This is a genomic window from uncultured Microbacterium sp., assembly GCF_963521695.1.
GTDB lineage: Bacteria > Actinomycetota > Actinomycetes > Actinomycetales > Microbacteriaceae > Microbacterium.
This window is the reverse complement of sequence record NZ_CAUQWC010000004.1, coordinates 1-15,384: the sequence shown is the minus strand read 5'-3', so window position 1 is coordinate 15,384 and position 15,384 is coordinate 1. Positions and strand designations below refer to the sequence as shown.

Annotated in this window: 14 protein-coding genes; 1 reads left to right on the top strand and 13 read right to left on the bottom strand. The window is 68.4% G+C overall.

Annotated features, from left to right (window positions below; all coding sequences use genetic code 11):
• Positions 1-59: 59 nt before the first annotated feature.
• The 9 genes from tpiA to RWP81_RS00560 form a co-directional block, all read right to left on the bottom strand.
• Positions 60-878 (bottom strand): triose-phosphate isomerase, encoded by an 819-nt coding sequence (tpiA, locus tag RWP81_RS00600; protein WP_314451250.1) that lies wholly within the window; start codon positions 876-878, stop codon positions 60-62.
• A complete protein-coding gene (locus RWP81_RS00595; RefSeq protein WP_314451248.1) occupies positions 869-2,083 on the bottom strand; it encodes a phosphoglycerate kinase in 1,215 nt (404 codons plus the stop codon). Before RWP81_RS00595 ends, tpiA begins: the two co-directional genes overlap by 10 nt.
• Positions 2,084-2,089: 6 nt before the next feature.
• Positions 2,090-3,100 (bottom strand): type I glyceraldehyde-3-phosphate dehydrogenase, encoded by a 1,011-nt coding sequence (gap, locus tag RWP81_RS00590; RefSeq protein ID WP_055955199.1) that lies wholly within the window; start codon positions 3,098-3,100, stop codon positions 2,090-2,092.
• Positions 3,101-3,203: 103 nt separating this feature from the next.
• Positions 3,204-3,830 (bottom strand): superoxide dismutase, encoded by a 627-nt coding sequence (locus RWP81_RS00585; RefSeq protein ID WP_055955202.1) that lies wholly within the window; start codon positions 3,828-3,830, stop codon positions 3,204-3,206.
• Between the two features lie 390 nt (positions 3,831-4,220).
• Positions 4,221-5,198, bottom strand: coding sequence for a DNA-binding protein WhiA (gene whiA / locus RWP81_RS00580; protein ID WP_055955205.1), 978 nt, complete (start codon positions 5,196-5,198; stop codon positions 4,221-4,223).
• 41 nt (positions 5,199-5,239) lie between these two features.
• Positions 5,240-6,118: an RNase adapter RapZ gene (rapZ, locus tag RWP81_RS00575; RefSeq protein ID WP_314451243.1), complete on the bottom strand. Its 879-nt coding sequence runs from the start codon at positions 6,116-6,118 to the stop codon at positions 5,240-5,242.
• Between the two features lie 30 nt (positions 6,119-6,148).
• The gene (gene uvrC / locus RWP81_RS00570) at positions 6,149-8,074 is read right to left on the bottom strand and encodes an excinuclease ABC subunit UvrC (RefSeq protein WP_314451278.1); all 1,926 of its coding nucleotides are present in this window, start codon (positions 8,072-8,074) and stop codon (positions 6,149-6,151) included.
• Between the two features lie 21 nt (positions 8,075-8,095).
• On the bottom strand, positions 8,096-11,065 hold the full coding sequence (uvrA, locus tag RWP81_RS00565; RefSeq protein WP_314451241.1) for an excinuclease ABC subunit UvrA: 2,970 nt from the start codon (positions 11,063-11,065) through the stop codon (positions 8,096-8,098).
• Between the two features lie 89 nt (positions 11,066-11,154).
• Positions 11,155-11,589 carry a MarR family transcriptional regulator gene (locus RWP81_RS00560; RefSeq protein ID WP_314451239.1) on the bottom strand — a complete coding sequence of 145 codons (435 nt, stop codon included), beginning with the start codon at positions 11,587-11,589 and terminating at the stop codon, positions 11,155-11,157.
• 35 nt (positions 11,590-11,624) lie between these two features.
• Between RWP81_RS00560 and RWP81_RS00555 the strand changes: the two genes are divergently transcribed.
• The gene (locus RWP81_RS00555) at positions 11,625-11,861 is read left to right on the top strand and encodes a hypothetical protein (RefSeq protein WP_314451237.1); all 237 of its coding nucleotides are present in this window, start codon (positions 11,625-11,627) and stop codon (positions 11,859-11,861) included.
• A 24-nt stretch (positions 11,862-11,885) separates the two neighbouring features.
• Here RWP81_RS00555 and RWP81_RS00550 read toward each other — a convergent pair whose 3' ends face one another.
• The 4 genes from RWP81_RS00550 to RWP81_RS00535 form a co-directional block, all read right to left on the bottom strand.
• Entirely contained in the window at positions 11,886-12,308 is a 423-nt protein-coding gene (locus RWP81_RS00550; protein WP_314451235.1) for a VOC family protein, read from the bottom strand.
• A 14-nt stretch (positions 12,309-12,322) separates the two neighbouring features.
• Positions 12,323-14,392, bottom strand: a complete 2,070-nt coding sequence (gene uvrB / locus RWP81_RS00545; RefSeq protein WP_314451233.1) for an excinuclease ABC subunit UvrB — start codon at positions 14,390-14,392, stop codon at positions 12,323-12,325.
• 134 nt (positions 14,393-14,526) lie between these two features.
• Positions 14,527-15,129 (bottom strand): dephospho-CoA kinase, encoded by a 603-nt coding sequence (coaE, locus tag RWP81_RS00540; protein WP_314451231.1) that lies wholly within the window; start codon positions 15,127-15,129, stop codon positions 14,527-14,529.
• A gap of 63 nt (positions 15,130-15,192) precedes the next feature.
• Positions 15,193-15,384: hypothetical protein (locus RWP81_RS00535; RefSeq protein ID WP_314451229.1), on the bottom strand; the 192-nt coding region annotated here is incomplete at its 5' end.

The following is a 15,384-nucleotide window of genomic DNA, read 5'->3' as shown; positions in this document are numbered from 1 at the left end:
AGGGCGGGGGCGCGGACGCACGGATGCCCGCGGCGAAGCGCCGCGGGCATCGGTGGGCGTCAGACGCCGACGTGCTTTTGGAACCGGATGATCGCGGCGAACTCGTCGACGACGAGGCTCGCTCCACCGACCAGGGCGCCGTCCACATCGGGCTCGCGCATGAACGCGGCGATGTTGTTCGACTTGACCGATCCGCCGTAGAGCACACGGGTGCGCGCGGCGGCGTCGGCGCCGAGCTTGTCTGCCACGACCGCACGGAGCTTGGCACACACCTCCTGCGCCTGATCGGGCGTCGCGGCCTGGCCGGAGCCGATGGCCCATACGGGCTCGTAGGCGACGACGATGTCGGCATCCGCCGCCACGCCCTCGAGCGCGACCTCGAGCTGCCCGACCGGAACGGCGCTGGCGCCGAACTTCTCGAGGTCCTCCGAGGTCTCGCCGACGCAGATCACGGGCACGAGGCCGTGGCGCAACGCCGCCTGCGTCTTCGCAGCGATGACCTCGTCGGTCTCGTGGTGGAACTGCCGGCGCTCGGAGTGCCCGATGATGACGTACTTCGCGTCGAGCTTGGCGAGGAACTGGCCCGAGATCTCCCCGGTGTACGCACCGGAGTCGTGGGCCGACAGGTCCTGGCCGCCGAGGGCGAACTCGATCTTGTCGGCGTCGAGGAGGGTCTGCACCGTCCGCAGGTCGGTGTACGGCGGGAACACCGCGACCTCGACGCTGCCCTTGTCGTGCTTCGCCTCCTTCAGCGTCCAGTGCAGCTTCTGGACGAACGCGACCGCCTGCAGGTGGTCGAGGTTCATCTTCCAGTTACCGGCGATGAGAGGGGTTCGCCTGTTGTGCGCAGCAGACGACTCCGTGTCGATTACGACCATCCGAGGACCTCCAGTCCGGGGAGCTTCTTACCTTCGAGGAACTCCAGGCTCGCGCCGCCACCGGTGGAGATGTGGCCGAACGCCTCGTCCGTGAAACCGAGCTGACGCACGGCCGCGGCGGAGTCGCCGCCGCCGACGACACTGAGGCCGTCGACCTCGGTGAGCGCCTGGGCGACGGTCTTGGTGCCGGCTTCGAACGCCTTCATCTCGAACACGCCCATCGGGCCGTTCCAGAAGACGGTGCGCGAGCCGCGGATCGCCTCGGCGAAGATCTCCGCCGTGCGGGGACCGATGTCGAGTCCCAGTCCGGACGCACCGAAGTCGGTGTCCTCCAGGGCCTGGGCGTCGGCGACGACGTGCTCGGCGTCCGCCGAGAACGACGCGGCGACGACGGCATCGACGGGGAGGACGATCTCGACGCCGCGCTCCTTCGCCGTGGCGAGGTAGCCCTTCACGGTGTCGATCTGGTCCTTCTCGAGCAGGCTCGCGCCGACCTGGTACCCCTCGGCGACGAGGAAGGTGAACATCATGCCGCCGCCGACGAGGAGCTTGTCGACGCGGGGCAGCAGGTGTTCGATGACGCCGAGCTTGTCGCTGACCTTCGATCCGCCGAGCACGACCGTGTAGGGGCGCTCGGGGTTCTCGGTCAGACGGTCGAGGACCTCGAGCTCCTTCTGGATGAGCAGGCCCGCGGCCGAGGGCACTAGCTGGGCGAGATCGTAGACGCTCGCCTGCTTGCGGTGCACGACGCCGAAACCGTCGGAGACGAGGGCGTCACCGAGACCGGCGAGCTCTCGCGCGAAGGCCTGACGCTCGGACTCGTCCTTCGAGGTCTCCCCCGCGTTGAAGCGCAGGTTCTCGATGACGGCGACCTCACCGTTCTCGAGCGAGCCGACGGCATCCTGAGCCGACTCGCCGACCGTGTCGCGCGCGAACGCGACCGGCTGGCCCAGTAGTTCGGACAGGCGCTGCGCGACCGGCTCGAGTGAGTACTTCGGGTCGGGCGCCCCGTCGGGGCGGCCCAGGTGCGAACACACGACCACACGCGCGCCGGCGTTGATCAGTGCGTTGAGAGTAGGAAGCGACGCGCGCACGCGGCCATCATCCGTGATGACGCCGTCCTTGAGGGGGACGTTCAGATCACAACGGACGATGACGCGCGTGCCGGCGAGCGACCCCAGCGAATCGAGGGTGCGCAGAGCCATGAAGGGTTACAGGCGCTCGGCGACGTACTCGGTGAGGTCGACGAGGCGGTTGGAGTAGCCCCACTCGTTGTCGTACCACGACGAGACCTTGACCAGGTTGCCGCTGACGTTGGTCAGCTCCGCGTCGAAGATCGACGAGTGCGGGTTGCCCTGGATGTCGCTCGAGACGATCGGGTCTTCGGTGTACTGCAGGATGCCGTTGAGGCGACCCTCGGCGGCGGCCTTCTTGTAGACCTCGTTGACCTGGTCGACGGTCAGACCGTCGGTGGGCGTGATGATGGTGAGGTCGACGATCGAGCCGGTGGGCACCGGCACGCGGTACGACGAGCCGCTGAGCTTGCCGTTGAGCTCGGGCAGCACCAGGCCGATGGCCTTGGCGGCACCGGTCGAGGCGGGGACGATGTTGATCGCCGCACCGCGGGCACGACGGAGGTCGCTGTGCGGGCCGTCCTGCAGGTTCTGGTCGGCCGTGTAGGCGTGAGCGGTCATCATGAAGCCGCGCTCGATGCCGAACGCCTCTTCGAAGACCTGGGCCAGCGGCGCGAGGCAGTTGGTGGTGCACGACGCGTTCGAGATGATGACGTCGGTCTCGGGGTTGTAGGTCTCTTCGTTGACGCCCATGACGATGGTCGCGTCGTCACCCGTGGCGGGAGCCGAGATGAGCACCTTCTTGGCGCCACCCGTGATGTGCTTCTTGGCGTCTTCGGCCTTGGTGAAGCGACCGGTCGACTCGATGACGATGTCGACGCCCAGCTCGCCCCAGGGGAGGTTGGCGGGGTCGCGCTCTTCGAAGACCTTGATGGTCTTGTCGCCGACGGTGATGGAGTCAGCGGTGTACGAGACGTCCTCGGTCAGCACGCCGCCGACGGAGTCGTACTTGAGGAGGTGCGCCAGCGACTTGTTGTCGGTGAGGTCGTTCACCGCCACGATTTCGAGGTCGGCCCCCTGCGCGAGAGCCGCGCGGAGGTAGTTGCGTCCGATACGGCCGAAGCCGTTGATTCCGATCTTGACGGTCACGGAATTTCTCCTGAATCAGTTGTGCGCGATATGCGCGTGATTGCGGTGTTCGCAGGCGGACAACGGCGTCCCGGCGGGGTGCCCACCGGGACGCCCACGCCGTTTACGACAGTACCAGCAGACCCGCGGTCTTCTCACGGGCGGCGGTGAAGCGCTGCTGGGCGTCGGCCCAGTTGGCGATGTTCCAGAACGCCTTGACGTAGTCGGCGCGCACGTTCTTGTAGTCGAGGTAGTACGCGTGCTCCCAGACGTCGAGCAGGAGGATCGGCACGGTGCCCGCGACGATCTGGCCCTGCTGGTCGAAGAACTGCTGGATCACGAGGTTCTCACCGATCGAGTCCCAGAACAGGCCCGCCCAGCCGGAGCCCTGCACGCCGAGAGCGGCGGCGGTGAACTGCGCGCGGAACGCGTCGAACGAGCCGAACTGGTCGTCGATCGCCGACTCGAGGTCACCGGTGGGCTTGTCGCCGCCGTTGGGCGAGAGGTTCGTCCAGAAGATCGAGTGGTTCGTGTGGCCGCCGAGGTTGAACGCAAGGTCCTTCTGCAGACGGTTGATGTTGGCGAAATCGCCCTTCTCGCGCGCTTCGGCGAGCAGGTCGAGGGTGGTGTTCGCACCGTTGACGTAGGTCTGGTGGTGCTTGCTGTGGTGCAGCTCCATGATCGTCGCACTGATGTGCGGCTCCAGCGCCGAGTAGTCGTAGGGCAGTTCGGGCAGCGTGTACTTCGCCATGATCTCAACTTCCGAATCGGGCGCCGCCGGGACCTCTCCGCCGAGACGACGTGCGAGGAACCGCGCAGCGAGGGTGACGTCTTCATCCTATTGAGGGGTAACGCCCGACCCACAGGGTTGCTTCCCCGGATGACGGACGGTAGCACCCGCCGCGTCGGGCGCAGGCGGGATCGGATGCCGCGGATCACGGCATTCGGGAGGTCTCCGTGCTCGACACACTCGCACCGTCTCCGGCGCGGGCGCGGTGCACGCGGGAGCACTGCCCACGGCAGCGGTGCGCGCGGGATCGGTGCACGTGGGAGCGCTGCGCACGGCAGCGCTGCGCAAGGAAACGGCGCGCAAGGGAGCGGCGCGCGCGGATGCCGCGGCTCACGGCATCCGGGAGGTCTCTCAGTCCTCGGCGCCCATCGGCACGGCGGCCTCGGTGCCCGGGATGCCCTCGACCTCGGCCTTCTTGTCGGCCATCGCCAACAGTCGGCGGATGCGACCGGCCACGGCGTCTTTCGTGAGGGGCGGGTCGGCGTGGTGTCCGAGCTCGTCGAGGCTCGCATCGCGGTGCGCGAGGCGCAGCTCGCCGGCCTGCTGCAGGTGGTCGGGGACCTCGTCGCCGAGGATCTCGAGCGCGCGCTCCACCCGGGCGCAGGCGGCCACGGCGGCCTGGGCCGAGCGGCGGAGGTTGGCGTCGTCGAAGTTGACGAGGCGGTTCACGCCGGCGCGCACCTCGCGGCGCTGACGCATCTGGTCCCACTCCCCCGCGGTGCGGCGGGCGCCCATCTCGTACAGCGCGCCACGGATCGCCTCGCCGTCGCGCACCACGACGCGCGGAACCCCGCGCACCTCGCGGGCCTTGGCGGGGATGCCGATGCGGTGACCTGCACCGACGAGCGCCATCGCCGCCTCGGACGACGGGCACGAGATCTCCAGCGCCGCGGACCGGCCCGGGTCGCTCAGCGAGCCGCTCGCCAGGAACGCTCCACGCCAGATGGCGCTGAGGTCGGGACGCGAGCCCGTGGTCAGCTTGTTGGGCAGACCGCGCACCGGGCGGCGGCGCTGATCGAGCAGTCCCGTCTGGCGTGCGAGGGTCTCGCCGGCCTCGATGACGCGCACGGCGTAGTACCCGCCGGTGCGACCGCCGGAGCCCTGCACGTGGTGCAGTTCGGGACGCACGCCGTACAACTCCACGAGGTCGCGGGCGACGCGACGCGCGAGGACGTCGGAGTCGAGTTCGGCCTCGACGGCGACACGGTTGGCGATGGAATGCAGACCACCGGAGAAGCGCAGGAGGGCCGTGAGCTCGGCGACGCGCGCGGTCGGGCGCGGGTCGCGAACGGTGATGAGTTCGGCCTTCACGTCGGCGGTCAGCGGCACGGTTCTCCTCGGGTGGGGGGCGGCGGGGGCGACGGTACAGCCTACTCGCGACCGAGGTCGCGATGAGCCACGCGGACGGCCACCCCGGGAACATCGGCCAGACGTGCAGCCAGCTCCCGCGCCATCACCACCGAGCGATGCTTGCCGCCGGTGCAACCCACCGCCACGACCGAGTGCCGCTTGTTCTCGCGCTGATACCCGTCCAGCACCGGGCGGAGCGCCGCCGCATAGGCGTCGAGGAACTCCGACGCCCCCACCTGACCCAGCACGTATTCCCGCACCAGGGGGTCTTCGCCCGTGAGGGGGCGGAGGTCTTCGTTCCAGAACGGGTTCGGCAGGAAGCGCATGTCGGCGACGAGGTCGACGTCGGGCGGCAGCCCGTACTTGAACCCGAAACTCATGAGCGTGACGGTATGGCGCGCGGCACCCTCTTCGCCGAACAGTGCCACGGTGCGCAGCGACAGCTGGTGCACGTTCAGACCCGAGGTGTCGATCACCATGTCGGCCGCTTCCCGCAGCGGCGCGAGACGCTCGCGTTCGCGACGGATGCCGTCGAGGATGGTGCCGTCGCCCTGCAGAGGATGCGGTCGGCGCACGGCCTCGAACCTGCGCACGAGCACCGCGTCGCTGGCATCCAGGAAGACGACCCGCACCTGACGACCCGCCTGCAGTGCGCGCATCGCCTCGGGCAGGTCGCTGAACAGCGATCGCCCGCGCACATCGACCACGACAGCCACCCGGGGCACCGCACCGCCCGCGAGCTCGGTGAGCTCGAGCAACGGCCGCAGCATCTGAGGCGGCAGGTTGTCAACGACGTACCAGTCGAGGTCTTCGAGGGCGTTGGCGACGGTGGACCGCCCGGCCCCCGACATACCGGTGACGATCAGCACCTCACCCGGCTCGTCGCGTTCCGGCTCCATGGGCGTCGTCTCCCGTCGTGTCGTCACAGCCTACCGAGCCAGGTGCGAGTGGATCGCCTCGGCCAGCGCCGGACCGATTCCGGGGAGGGCCGTGATCTCGTCGGGACTGGCGTCTTTCAGCGCCGAGACCGACCCGAAGTGCCGGAGCAACGCCTTGATGCGGGTTTCGCCGAGCCCGGGGACCTCCGCGAGCACGCTCGTGATGTCGCGCTTTCGACGCTTGCGCTGGTGCACGATGGCGAAACGGTGGGCCTCGTCGCGCAGGCGCTGCAGCAGGTAGAGCGCCTCCGAGGTGCGCGGCAGGATGACCGGGTAGTCCTCCCCCGGCAGCCACACCTCTTCGAGTCGCTTGGCGATGCCGCACAGCGCGATCTCCTCGTGCCCCGCGTCGGCGAGCGCCCGGGCTGCCGCCGCGACCTGCGGCTGACCACCGTCGACGACGAGCAGTTGAGGCCGGTATGCGAAGCGCGGGCGTTTGCGCGCGGTCACGACGTCACCGTCGGCGGTGGCCTGATCGGAGTCGGGGTCGGCGATGATCGCGCCCCCGACGGTCTCGGGCTCGATCTCATCCGGCCGGTCGAGGTAGGCGAGTCGTCTCGTGAGCACCTGATACATCGAGTCGGTGTCGTCGGTGGTCTCGGCGACGCCGAACGAGCGGTATTGATCTTTTCGCGGCAGTCCGTCTTCGAAGACGACCATGGATGCCACGACGTTGGTGCCGGCGAGGTGCGACACGTCGAAGCACTCGATGCGCAGCGGCGCCTCGGTCATGCCGAGCGCCTCCTGCAGATCGGTGAGGGCCTGCGAGCGGGCGACGTAGTCGCTCGTGCGGCGCGTCTTATGCAGCATGAGCGCCTGCTGCGCGTTCAGCGTGGCCGTCTTGAGAAGGTCGGACTTGCGCCCGCGCTGGGCCACCTGCAGGGTCACCGGGCGCCCGCGACGCTCACGCAGCCACGCCTCGAGCTGCTCGGCGTCGTCCGGGAGCTCGGGCACGAGCACCTGCCGCGGGATGTCGGCGGCATCCGCATCGCCGTATGTGCGCTGCAGCACCTGATCGACGAGTTCGGCCCCCGAGATGTCGATCTCTTTCTCGATCGTCGTCGCGCGCACACCGCGCACACGGCCGCCGCGGACGACGAAGTGCTGCACGGTCGCGGCGAGCTCGTCTTCGGCGATGCCGAACAGGTCGGCGTCTGTGTCGGATGCCAGCACCAGGGCGCTCTTGCCGAGCACGGCGTCGATGGCCTGCAGGCGGTCACGGTAGTGCGCGGCCGACTCGTAGTCCATCGCGGCCGAGGCCTCTTTCATGCGCGCGGTGAGATCGCGCGCGAAGCGCTGGTCGCCGCCCGACATGAACGCGATGAAGTCGTTCACCACGGCCCGGTGCTCGTCGATCGTGACCTTCATCGAGCACGGCCCGCCGCAGCGGCCGATCTGCCCCGGGAAGCAGGGACGCCCTGACGCCATCGCCTTCTTGTAGGACGAGTCGCTGCACGTGCGGATGGGGAAGACCTTGATCATCAGGTCGATCGTGTCGTGCACCGCCCACACCTTGGGATATGGGCCGAAGTACTTCGCGCCGCGGATCTTGTGGTTGCGGGTCACGATCACCCTCGGTGCCTCATCGGCGAGCGTGATCGCCATGAAGGGGTACGACTTGTCGTCGCGATAGCGCACGTTGAAGGGCGGGTCGAACTCCTTGATCCACATGTACTCCAGTTGGAGCGAGTCGACGTCGCTCGGCACGACCGTCCACTCGACGCTCGCCGCGGTGGTCACCATGCGGCGCGTGCGCTCGTGCAGCGAATACAGCGGTGCGAAGTAGTTCGACAGTCGCGCCCGGAGGTTCTTGGCCTTGCCGACGTACAGCACTCGCCCCTCGGCATCCCGGAACCGGTACACCCCCGGATTGGTGGGGATTTCTCCGGCCTTGGGTCGGTAGGGCAGGTGCGACATCCGTTCTCGGGATGCCACGGGTCAGCCCGCCGCGCTCACGAGCTCCCGCTCGGCGCTCTCCGCGTCGAGCGAGGGGGCGTTGCGCTGCGTCCCTGTGCGCCCGGTCTCGAGGAGCTCCGCGAGGAAGGCGCCGGTGTGGCTGCCCTCGACCTTCGCAACCTGTTCGGGAGTGCCGGTCGCCACGATCGTGCCGCCGCCCGCGCCGCCCTCGGGACCGAGGTCGATCACCCAGTCGCTGCTCTTGATGACGTCGAGGTTGTGCTCGATGACGATGACCGAGTTGCCCTTGTCGACGAGGCCGTTCAGCACCTTCAGCAGCAACGACACGTCTTCGAAGTGCAGACCCGTCGTGGGCTCGTCGAGCACGTAGATGGACCGGCCGTTGCTGCGGCGCTGGAGCTCGGTGGCGAGCTTGACGCGCTGGGCCTCGCCCCCCGAGAGGGTCGTGGCCGACTGGCCGAGACGGACGTAGCCGAGACCGACGTCGACGAGGGTCTTGAGGTAGCGGTGGATCGCCTGGATGGGCTCGAAGAACTCCGCGGCCTCCGAGATCGGCATCTCGAGCACCTCGGCGATGTTCTTGCCTTTGTAGTGCACCGAGAGGGTGTCGCGGTTGTAGCGCTTGCCGTGGCACACCTCGCAGTCGACGTACACGTCGGGCAGGAAGTTCATCTCGATCTTCAGCGTGCCGTCGCCCGAGCACGCCTCGCAGCGGCCGCCCTTGACGTTGAAGCTGAACCGGCCGGCCTGGTAGCCCCGGACCTTCGCCTCGGGGGTCTCGCTGAAGAGCGTGCGGATGCGGTCGAAGACGCCCGTGTAGGTCGCCGGGTTCGAGCGCGGCGTGCGTCCGATGGGGGCCTGGTCGACGTGCACGACCTTGTCGAGGTTGTCGAGACCGGTCACGCGGGTGTGCTTGCCGGGAACGCGGCGCGCGCCGTTCAGCTTCGAGGCCAGGACTTCGTACAGGATGCCGTTGACCAGCGTCGACTTGCCCGATCCGCTCACGCCGGTCACCGCGGTGAGGACGCCGAGGGGGAAGTCGACCGTGACGTTCTGCAGGTTGTTCTCGCGTGCGCCGACGACGGTGACCTGGCGCTTCTTGTCGATCTTGCGTCGTTTCTTCGGCGCCTCGATCGCGCGACGGCCCGAAAGGTACGCGCCGGTGAGAGAGCTCTCGTCGGTGAGCAATTCGGAGAGGGGCCCGGAGTGCACGACGTTGCCGCCGTCGACGCCGGCGCGGGGCCCGATGTCGACGACCCAGTCGGCCGCGTGGATGGTCTCTTCGTCGTGCTCCACGACGATCAGGGTGTTGCCGAGGTCGCGGAGGGTCTCGAGCGTCTGGATCAGACGTCGGTTGTCGCGCTGGTGGAGTCCGATGGAGGGCTCGTCGAGCACGTACAGCACGCCCGTGAGGCCCGAGCCGATCTGCGTGGCGAGGCGGATACGTTGCGCCTCGCCGCCCGACAGGGTGCCGGCCGCGCGCCCGAGGCTGAGGTAGTTCAGCCCGACCTGCAGGAGGAAGTCGAGGCGCGCGCGGATCTCGCGCAGCACCGCCGCAGCGATGGTGGCCTCGCGGTCGGTGAGGGTGAGCTCCGAGAAGAACTCCCGGGCGTCGGCGAGGCTCATACGGGATGCAGCGGCGATCGAGGTGCCGTCGACGAGCACGGCGAGCACCTCGGGCTTGAGGCGGTCGCCGTCGCACACGGCGCACGGAACCTCGCGCAGGTATTCCGACCAGCGCTGGCGCTGCGTGTCGGACTCCGCCTGCAGGTACTGACGCTCGATGTAGGGCACGACACCCTCGAACCCCGAGGAGTAACGCATTTCACGGCCGTAGCGGTTCTTCCACTTGACCGTGACCTTGTAGTTCTCGCCGCGCAGCACCGCCTGCTGTACGTCGTGCGTCAGCTTCTTCCACGGGGTGTCGAGCGAGAAGTCGAGGTCGCGGGCGAGACCCTCGAGGAGGCGCTCGTAGTACTGGAAGAGGCCCTTGCCCTGCGTCGTCCAGGGCAGGATGGCGCCGTCGCGGATCGACAGCTCCTCGTCGCCGAGCATGAGGTCGACGTCGACCGACATGCGCGTCCCGAGGCCCGAGCAGACCGGGCAGGCGCCGAAGGGGGCGTTGAACGAGAACGTACGCGGCTCGATCTCGGTGAGCTGCAGCGGGTGCCCGTTGGGGCACGACAGCTTCTCAGAGAACGACTGCCAGGCGTCGTCGCCCTCTTCGTCGACGTAGTTGACCTGCATGATGCCGCCCGCGAGACCCATCGCCGTCTCGACCGAGTCGGTGACGCGGCTGAGGTTGTCTCCGGATGCCACGAGCCGGTCGACGACGACGGCGATGTCGTGCTTGTAGCTCTTCTTCAGGGTCGGCGGCTCGGCCAACTGGATCAGGTCGCCGTCGACGACGGCGCGCGCGTAGCCCTTCGCACTGAGCTCTTTGAAGAGGTCGACGAACTCGCCCTTCTTCTGCGTGACGACAGGGGCGACGATCTGGTAGCGGGTACGCTCGGGCAGCTCCATCAGCTGGTCGGCGATCTGCTGGATCGTCTGACGCTGGATGCGCGCACCGCAGTCGGGGCAGTGGGGCACGCCGACGCGCGCCCAGAGCAGACGCATGTAGTCGTGGATCTCGGTGATCGTGCCGACCGTCGAGCGGGGGTTGCGGTTGGTCGATTTCTGGTCGATCGAGACCGCCGGGCTGAGGCCCTCGATGAAGTCGACGTCGGGTCGATCGACCTGCCCGAGGAACTGGCGCGCGTAGGCGCTCAACGACTCGACGTAGCGGCGCTGGCCCTCGGCGAAGATCGTGTCGAAGGCGAGACTCGACTTGCCCGAGCCGGACAGGCCGGTGAAGACGACAAGGGAATCGCGTGGGATATCGAGGTCGACGTTCTTGAGGTTGTGCACGCGCGCGCCACGCACACTGAGCTTTCCGCTCGTACCTGAGGTGGCGGGCGAGGAGGGCGAAGAAACGGGAACGATCGGCACGTGTTAAGTCTAGGTCGGGCCTCCGACATCGGCCCCGGATTCGCCCCGGGCGCACGGATGTGCGAGAGTGCGGCGACGCCGGACGGGCTTCACTCCCCCGCGCGGACGCCCCCGGCGAAGGGAGCGAGACCGTCGCGGAGCGCGATCAGCGCTTCCTCCGAGACACCCACCCGCGCCATGACCTGGCCGGGGACGGCGAGGGCGGATTCGCGCAGCGCGCGCCCCTCGTCGGTGAGCGAGATGTCGAGCACCCGCTCGTCGTCGGTGCGGCGGGTGCGATCGACGCGTCCCTGCGTCTCGAGGCGTTTGACCAGGGGCGACAGCGTGGCCGGTTCCATCGCGAGCTCGGCGGCCAGCGCCCCGAGAGTGCGCGGCGATCGCTCCCACAGGGCGAGCATGACCAGGTACTGCGGATGCGTCAGGCCGAGTGGCTCGAGCACGGGACGGTAGATCGAGACGATGTTGCGGGCGGCGGTGACGAGGGCGAAGCACACCTGGTTCTCCAGCGTCAACGGATCTTGCATGCGCGACCTCCCAAATCGTTAGTACACTAATAATCATGACACGAAAGGATTCCGATCGCCCGCCGCTCCGCGAGCGCGTGCGCGAGGCGGGCGGCTGGTATCAGTACCTCAACACGCGTTTGATCCGCGTCGCCGGACCCGCTTCGGTCGGCCCCTACGAGACGACCCCGGAGCCCATCCGCACGGGTCGCCCCTGTCCCCTGTGCGGTCACCCGATGACGGAGCACAGCGTCGACCGATCCGGGCCGAAGCCCCTGCTGCACTGCCCCTGACACGGAGAGCGTGCCGGTCGGTCGTCACCCCAGTTGCGGGCGCCCCGCATCGTCCAGCGGCCACCCCGGGTTGACGGCGACCTCCCACGGGTGACCGTCGGGGTCGATGAAGACTCCGGAGTACCCGCCCCACGGCGTCGGTGCACCCGCGCGCGCCAGTCGCGCACCCGCTGCCACGGCACCGGCGAGGACGGCGTCGACTTCCTCCGCCTCGACGACGTTGTGGGCCAGGGTCACGCCACCCCATCCGCCGCTGTCGTCGACGCCCGAATCCGCGGCCAGGTCGTCGCGACCCCACAGGGCTAGGACGAGGCCGCCCGTGTCGAAGAACGCGACTTCGCCATCGACGGATGTCGGATGCGCCCTCCATCCCAACGCGCTGTAGAAGGCGATCGCGCGCGAGAGATCGCGAACTCCGAGGGTGACGAGGGTGATCCGTTGGTCCATGTGCGGTTGCGGGCTCAGGCGTGCCCGGCTCTCTCCATCGCTCGGAGCTCCTTCTTCATGTCCTGCACCTCGTCGCGGAGACGCCCGGCGAGCTCGAACTTCAGCTCCGCCGCCGCCGCCAACATCTGTTGCGTGAGGTCGGCGATCGTCGATTCGAGCTGATCCGCACCCTCGGCGGCGATCCCCGTCCGACGCAGCGACGGCGTGGGCGACTTGCCCTTGCCCGCCTTGTCGTTACGCGCGAGGAGCTTTCTCGTGTCGGTGGCCTCGCGGTTCAACACCTCGGTGATGTCGGCGATCTTCTTCCGCAGCGGCTGCGGGTCGATCCCGTGTTCGGTGTTGTAGGCGACCTGCTTCTCGCGCCGCCGCTCGGTCTCGTCGATTGCGTTGCGCATCGAGTCGGTGATCCTGTCGGCGTACATGTGCACCTCACCGGACACGTTTCGCGCGGCACGGCCGATGGTCTGAATGAGCGACGTCCCGCTGCGGAGGAATCCCTCTTTGTCGGCATCGAGGATCGCCACGAGCGAGACCTCGGGCAGGTCGAGCCCTTCTCTCAGCAGGTTGATGCCCACGAGCACGTCGTAGACGCCGGCGCGCAGCTCGGTCAGCAGCTCGACGCGCCGCAGGGTGTCGACGTCGGAGTGCAGGTACCGCACCCGCACGCCGTGCTCCCCGAGGAAGTCGGTCAGCTCTTCGGCCATCTTCTTGGTCAGGGTGGTGACGAGCACGCGCTCGTCACGTTCGACGCGCACCCGGATCTCTTCGAGCAGATCGTCGATCTGGCCCTTCGACGGTTTCACGACGATCTCGGGGTCCACCAGGCCCGTCGGACGGATGATCTGCTCGACCACCCCGTCGGCGATGCCCATCTCATAGCGACCCGGCGTCGCCGACAGATAGACGGTCTGACCGACGCGCTCCTTGAATTCATCCCACCGCAGGGGGCGGTTGTCCATGGCGCTCGGCAGTCGGAACCCGTGCTCCACCAGTGTGCGCTTGCGCGACGCGTCGCCCTCGTACATCGCGCCGATCTGCGGCACCGTCACGTGCGACTCGTCGATGACGAGCAGGAAGTCGTCGGGGAAGAAGTCGAGCAGCGTGTGCGGCGGGTCGCCGGGCATACGGCCGTCCATGTGACGCGAGTAGTTCTCGATGCCCGAGCAGAAACCGAGCTGCTGCAGCATCTCGAGATCGAACGTCGTGCGCATGCGCAGGCGCTGCGCCTCGAGGAGCTTTCCCTGCGACTCGAACTCTTTCAGGCGCTCCTCGAGCTCGTGCTCGATGGTGCCGATCGCCCGCTGAACCGTCTCGGTGCCGGCGACGTAGTGAGACGCCGGGAAGATCGGTACGGAATCCATCTTCTCGATGACGTCGCCGGTGAGCGGGTGCAGCGTGTAGAGCGCCTCGATCTCGTCGCCGAACATCTCGATGCGGATGGCGTATTCCTCGTACACCGGGATGATCTCGATCGTGTCGCCGCGCACGCGGAAGTTGCCGCGCGAGAAATCGACGTCGTTGCGGTTGTACTGCATCGAGATGAACTTGCGGATGAGCGCGTCGCGGTCGTACCGCTCCCCCACCTGCAGGGCGACCATCGCGCGCAGGTATTCTTCGGGCGCGCCGAGGCCGTAGATGCACGACACCGTGGACACGACGATCACGTCGCGGCGGGACAGCAGCGAGTTGGTGGTCGAGTGGCGCAGACGCTCGACTTCGGCGTTGATCGACGAGTCCTTCTCGATGAACGTGTCGGTTTGCGGCACATAGGCCTCGGGTTGGTAGTAGTCGTAGTACGAGACGAAGTACTCGACGGCGTTGTTCGGCATCAGCTCGCGGAACTCGTTCGCCAGCTGCGCCGCGAGGGTCTTGTTGTGCGCGAGCACCAGCGTGGGGCGCTGCACCTGCTCCACCAGCCAGGCCGTCGTCGCCGACTTTCCGGTACCCGTCGCACCCAGCAGCACGACGTCGGTCTCGCCGGCGTTGATGCGCCCGGCGAGGTCGGCGATCGCCTGCGGCTGATCGCCGGAGGGCGAGTATTCGCTGATGACCTCGAAGGGACGGACGGAACGCGTTGCCTGCATGATTCCAGCGTAGGCGGGGCCTCCGACATCGGGGTCGGGTTGCGTTCGCCGAACGCTAGCGCGACGGCGCGGGAGAGGCCGTCGGGTTGCGCTCGCCGAACGCGAGCGCGACGGCGCGGGAGAGGATCGGACCGTCAGCGAGAGCGCGTCACGCGGTCCCAGAGCTGGTCGACCTGCTGCCGGGTGGCCTCCAGGGTGGTGCCCGTGTCGATGACCACGTCGGCGAGGGCGAGGCGCTCCTCGTCACCGACCTGCGACCCGATGCGCGCGCGCGCATCCCCTTCGCTCAGTCCGCGGATCTCGACGAGGCGGCGTACACGTTCTTCCACCGGCGCATGGGCGACGACGATCAGATCCCAGGCATCCCCGCCTCTCGCCTCCGCGAGCAGCGGCACGTCGTAGACGACGACAGCGTGCGGATCGGCGGCGAACGCCTCATCGAACCGCCGCTGCGATTCGGAGCGGACGGCGGGGTGCACGAGCGCATTCAGGGCGGCGAGCCGGTCGGGATGACCGAACACCAGGGCACCGAGAGCGGGACGATCGAGCACGCCGTCACCACGGAGCACCTCGGAACCGAACTCGGCGGCGATCGCCTCGAGCACCGGAGATCCGGGCGCCTGCACCTCGCGCACGATCGCGTCCGCGTCGACGACGACGGCTCCGTGGTCGGCGAGAGCGGTCGCGATGGTGGACTTGCCCGAGGCGATTCCACCCGTCAGCGCGAGAAGGGGCACTCGACGAGGATGTCACATCGTGGCGCGCATGAAGCCGAACCGCGGCCCTCCGGTCGCGCGTCCTCAGAACCCGAAGTCGCCCCCGAAATCGCCGCCGAAGTCCGCGCCGATGTCACCGGCCGCACCGGGGTCCACCCCGCCGGCGCCGACCGACCCGACATCACCCGCGCCGACGTCGCCCGCCCCGGCATCGCCCGCACCCTCCTCGCCCGACCCGGCATCCGCCGCGGCGCCGTCGGCGTACCCGGCGTCGTA

Coding starts and splice junctions, on each gene's coding strand:
- tpiA (WP_314451250.1), bottom strand. CDS start 878: ATGGTCGTAATCGACACGGAGTCGTCTGCTGCGCACAACAGGCGAACC.
- RWP81_RS00595 (WP_314451248.1), bottom strand. CDS start 2,083: ATGGCTCTGCGCACCCTCGATTCGCTGGGGTCGCTCGCCGGCACGCGC.
- RWP81_RS00585 (WP_055955202.1), bottom strand. CDS start 3,830: ATGGCGAAGTACACGCTGCCCGAACTGCCCTACGACTACTCGGCGCTG.
- rapZ (WP_314451243.1), bottom strand. CDS start 6,118: ATGGAGCCGGAACGCGACGAGCCGGGTGAGGTGCTGATCGTCACCGGT.
- uvrC (WP_314451278.1), bottom strand. CDS start 8,074: ATGTCGCACCTGCCCTACCGACCCAAGGCCGGAGAAATCCCCACCAAT.
- RWP81_RS00560 (WP_314451239.1), bottom strand. CDS start 11,589: ATGCAAGATCCGTTGACGCTGGAGAACCAGGTGTGCTTCGCCCTCGTC.
- RWP81_RS00555 (WP_314451237.1), top strand. CDS start 11,625: ATGACACGAAAGGATTCCGATCGCCCGCCGCTCCGCGAGCGCGTGCGC.
- RWP81_RS00550 (WP_314451235.1), bottom strand. CDS start 12,308: ATGGACCAACGGATCACCCTCGTCACCCTCGGAGTTCGCGATCTCTCG.
- uvrB (WP_314451233.1), bottom strand. CDS start 14,392: ATGCAGGCAACGCGTTCCGTCCGTCCCTTCGAGGTCATCAGCGAATAC.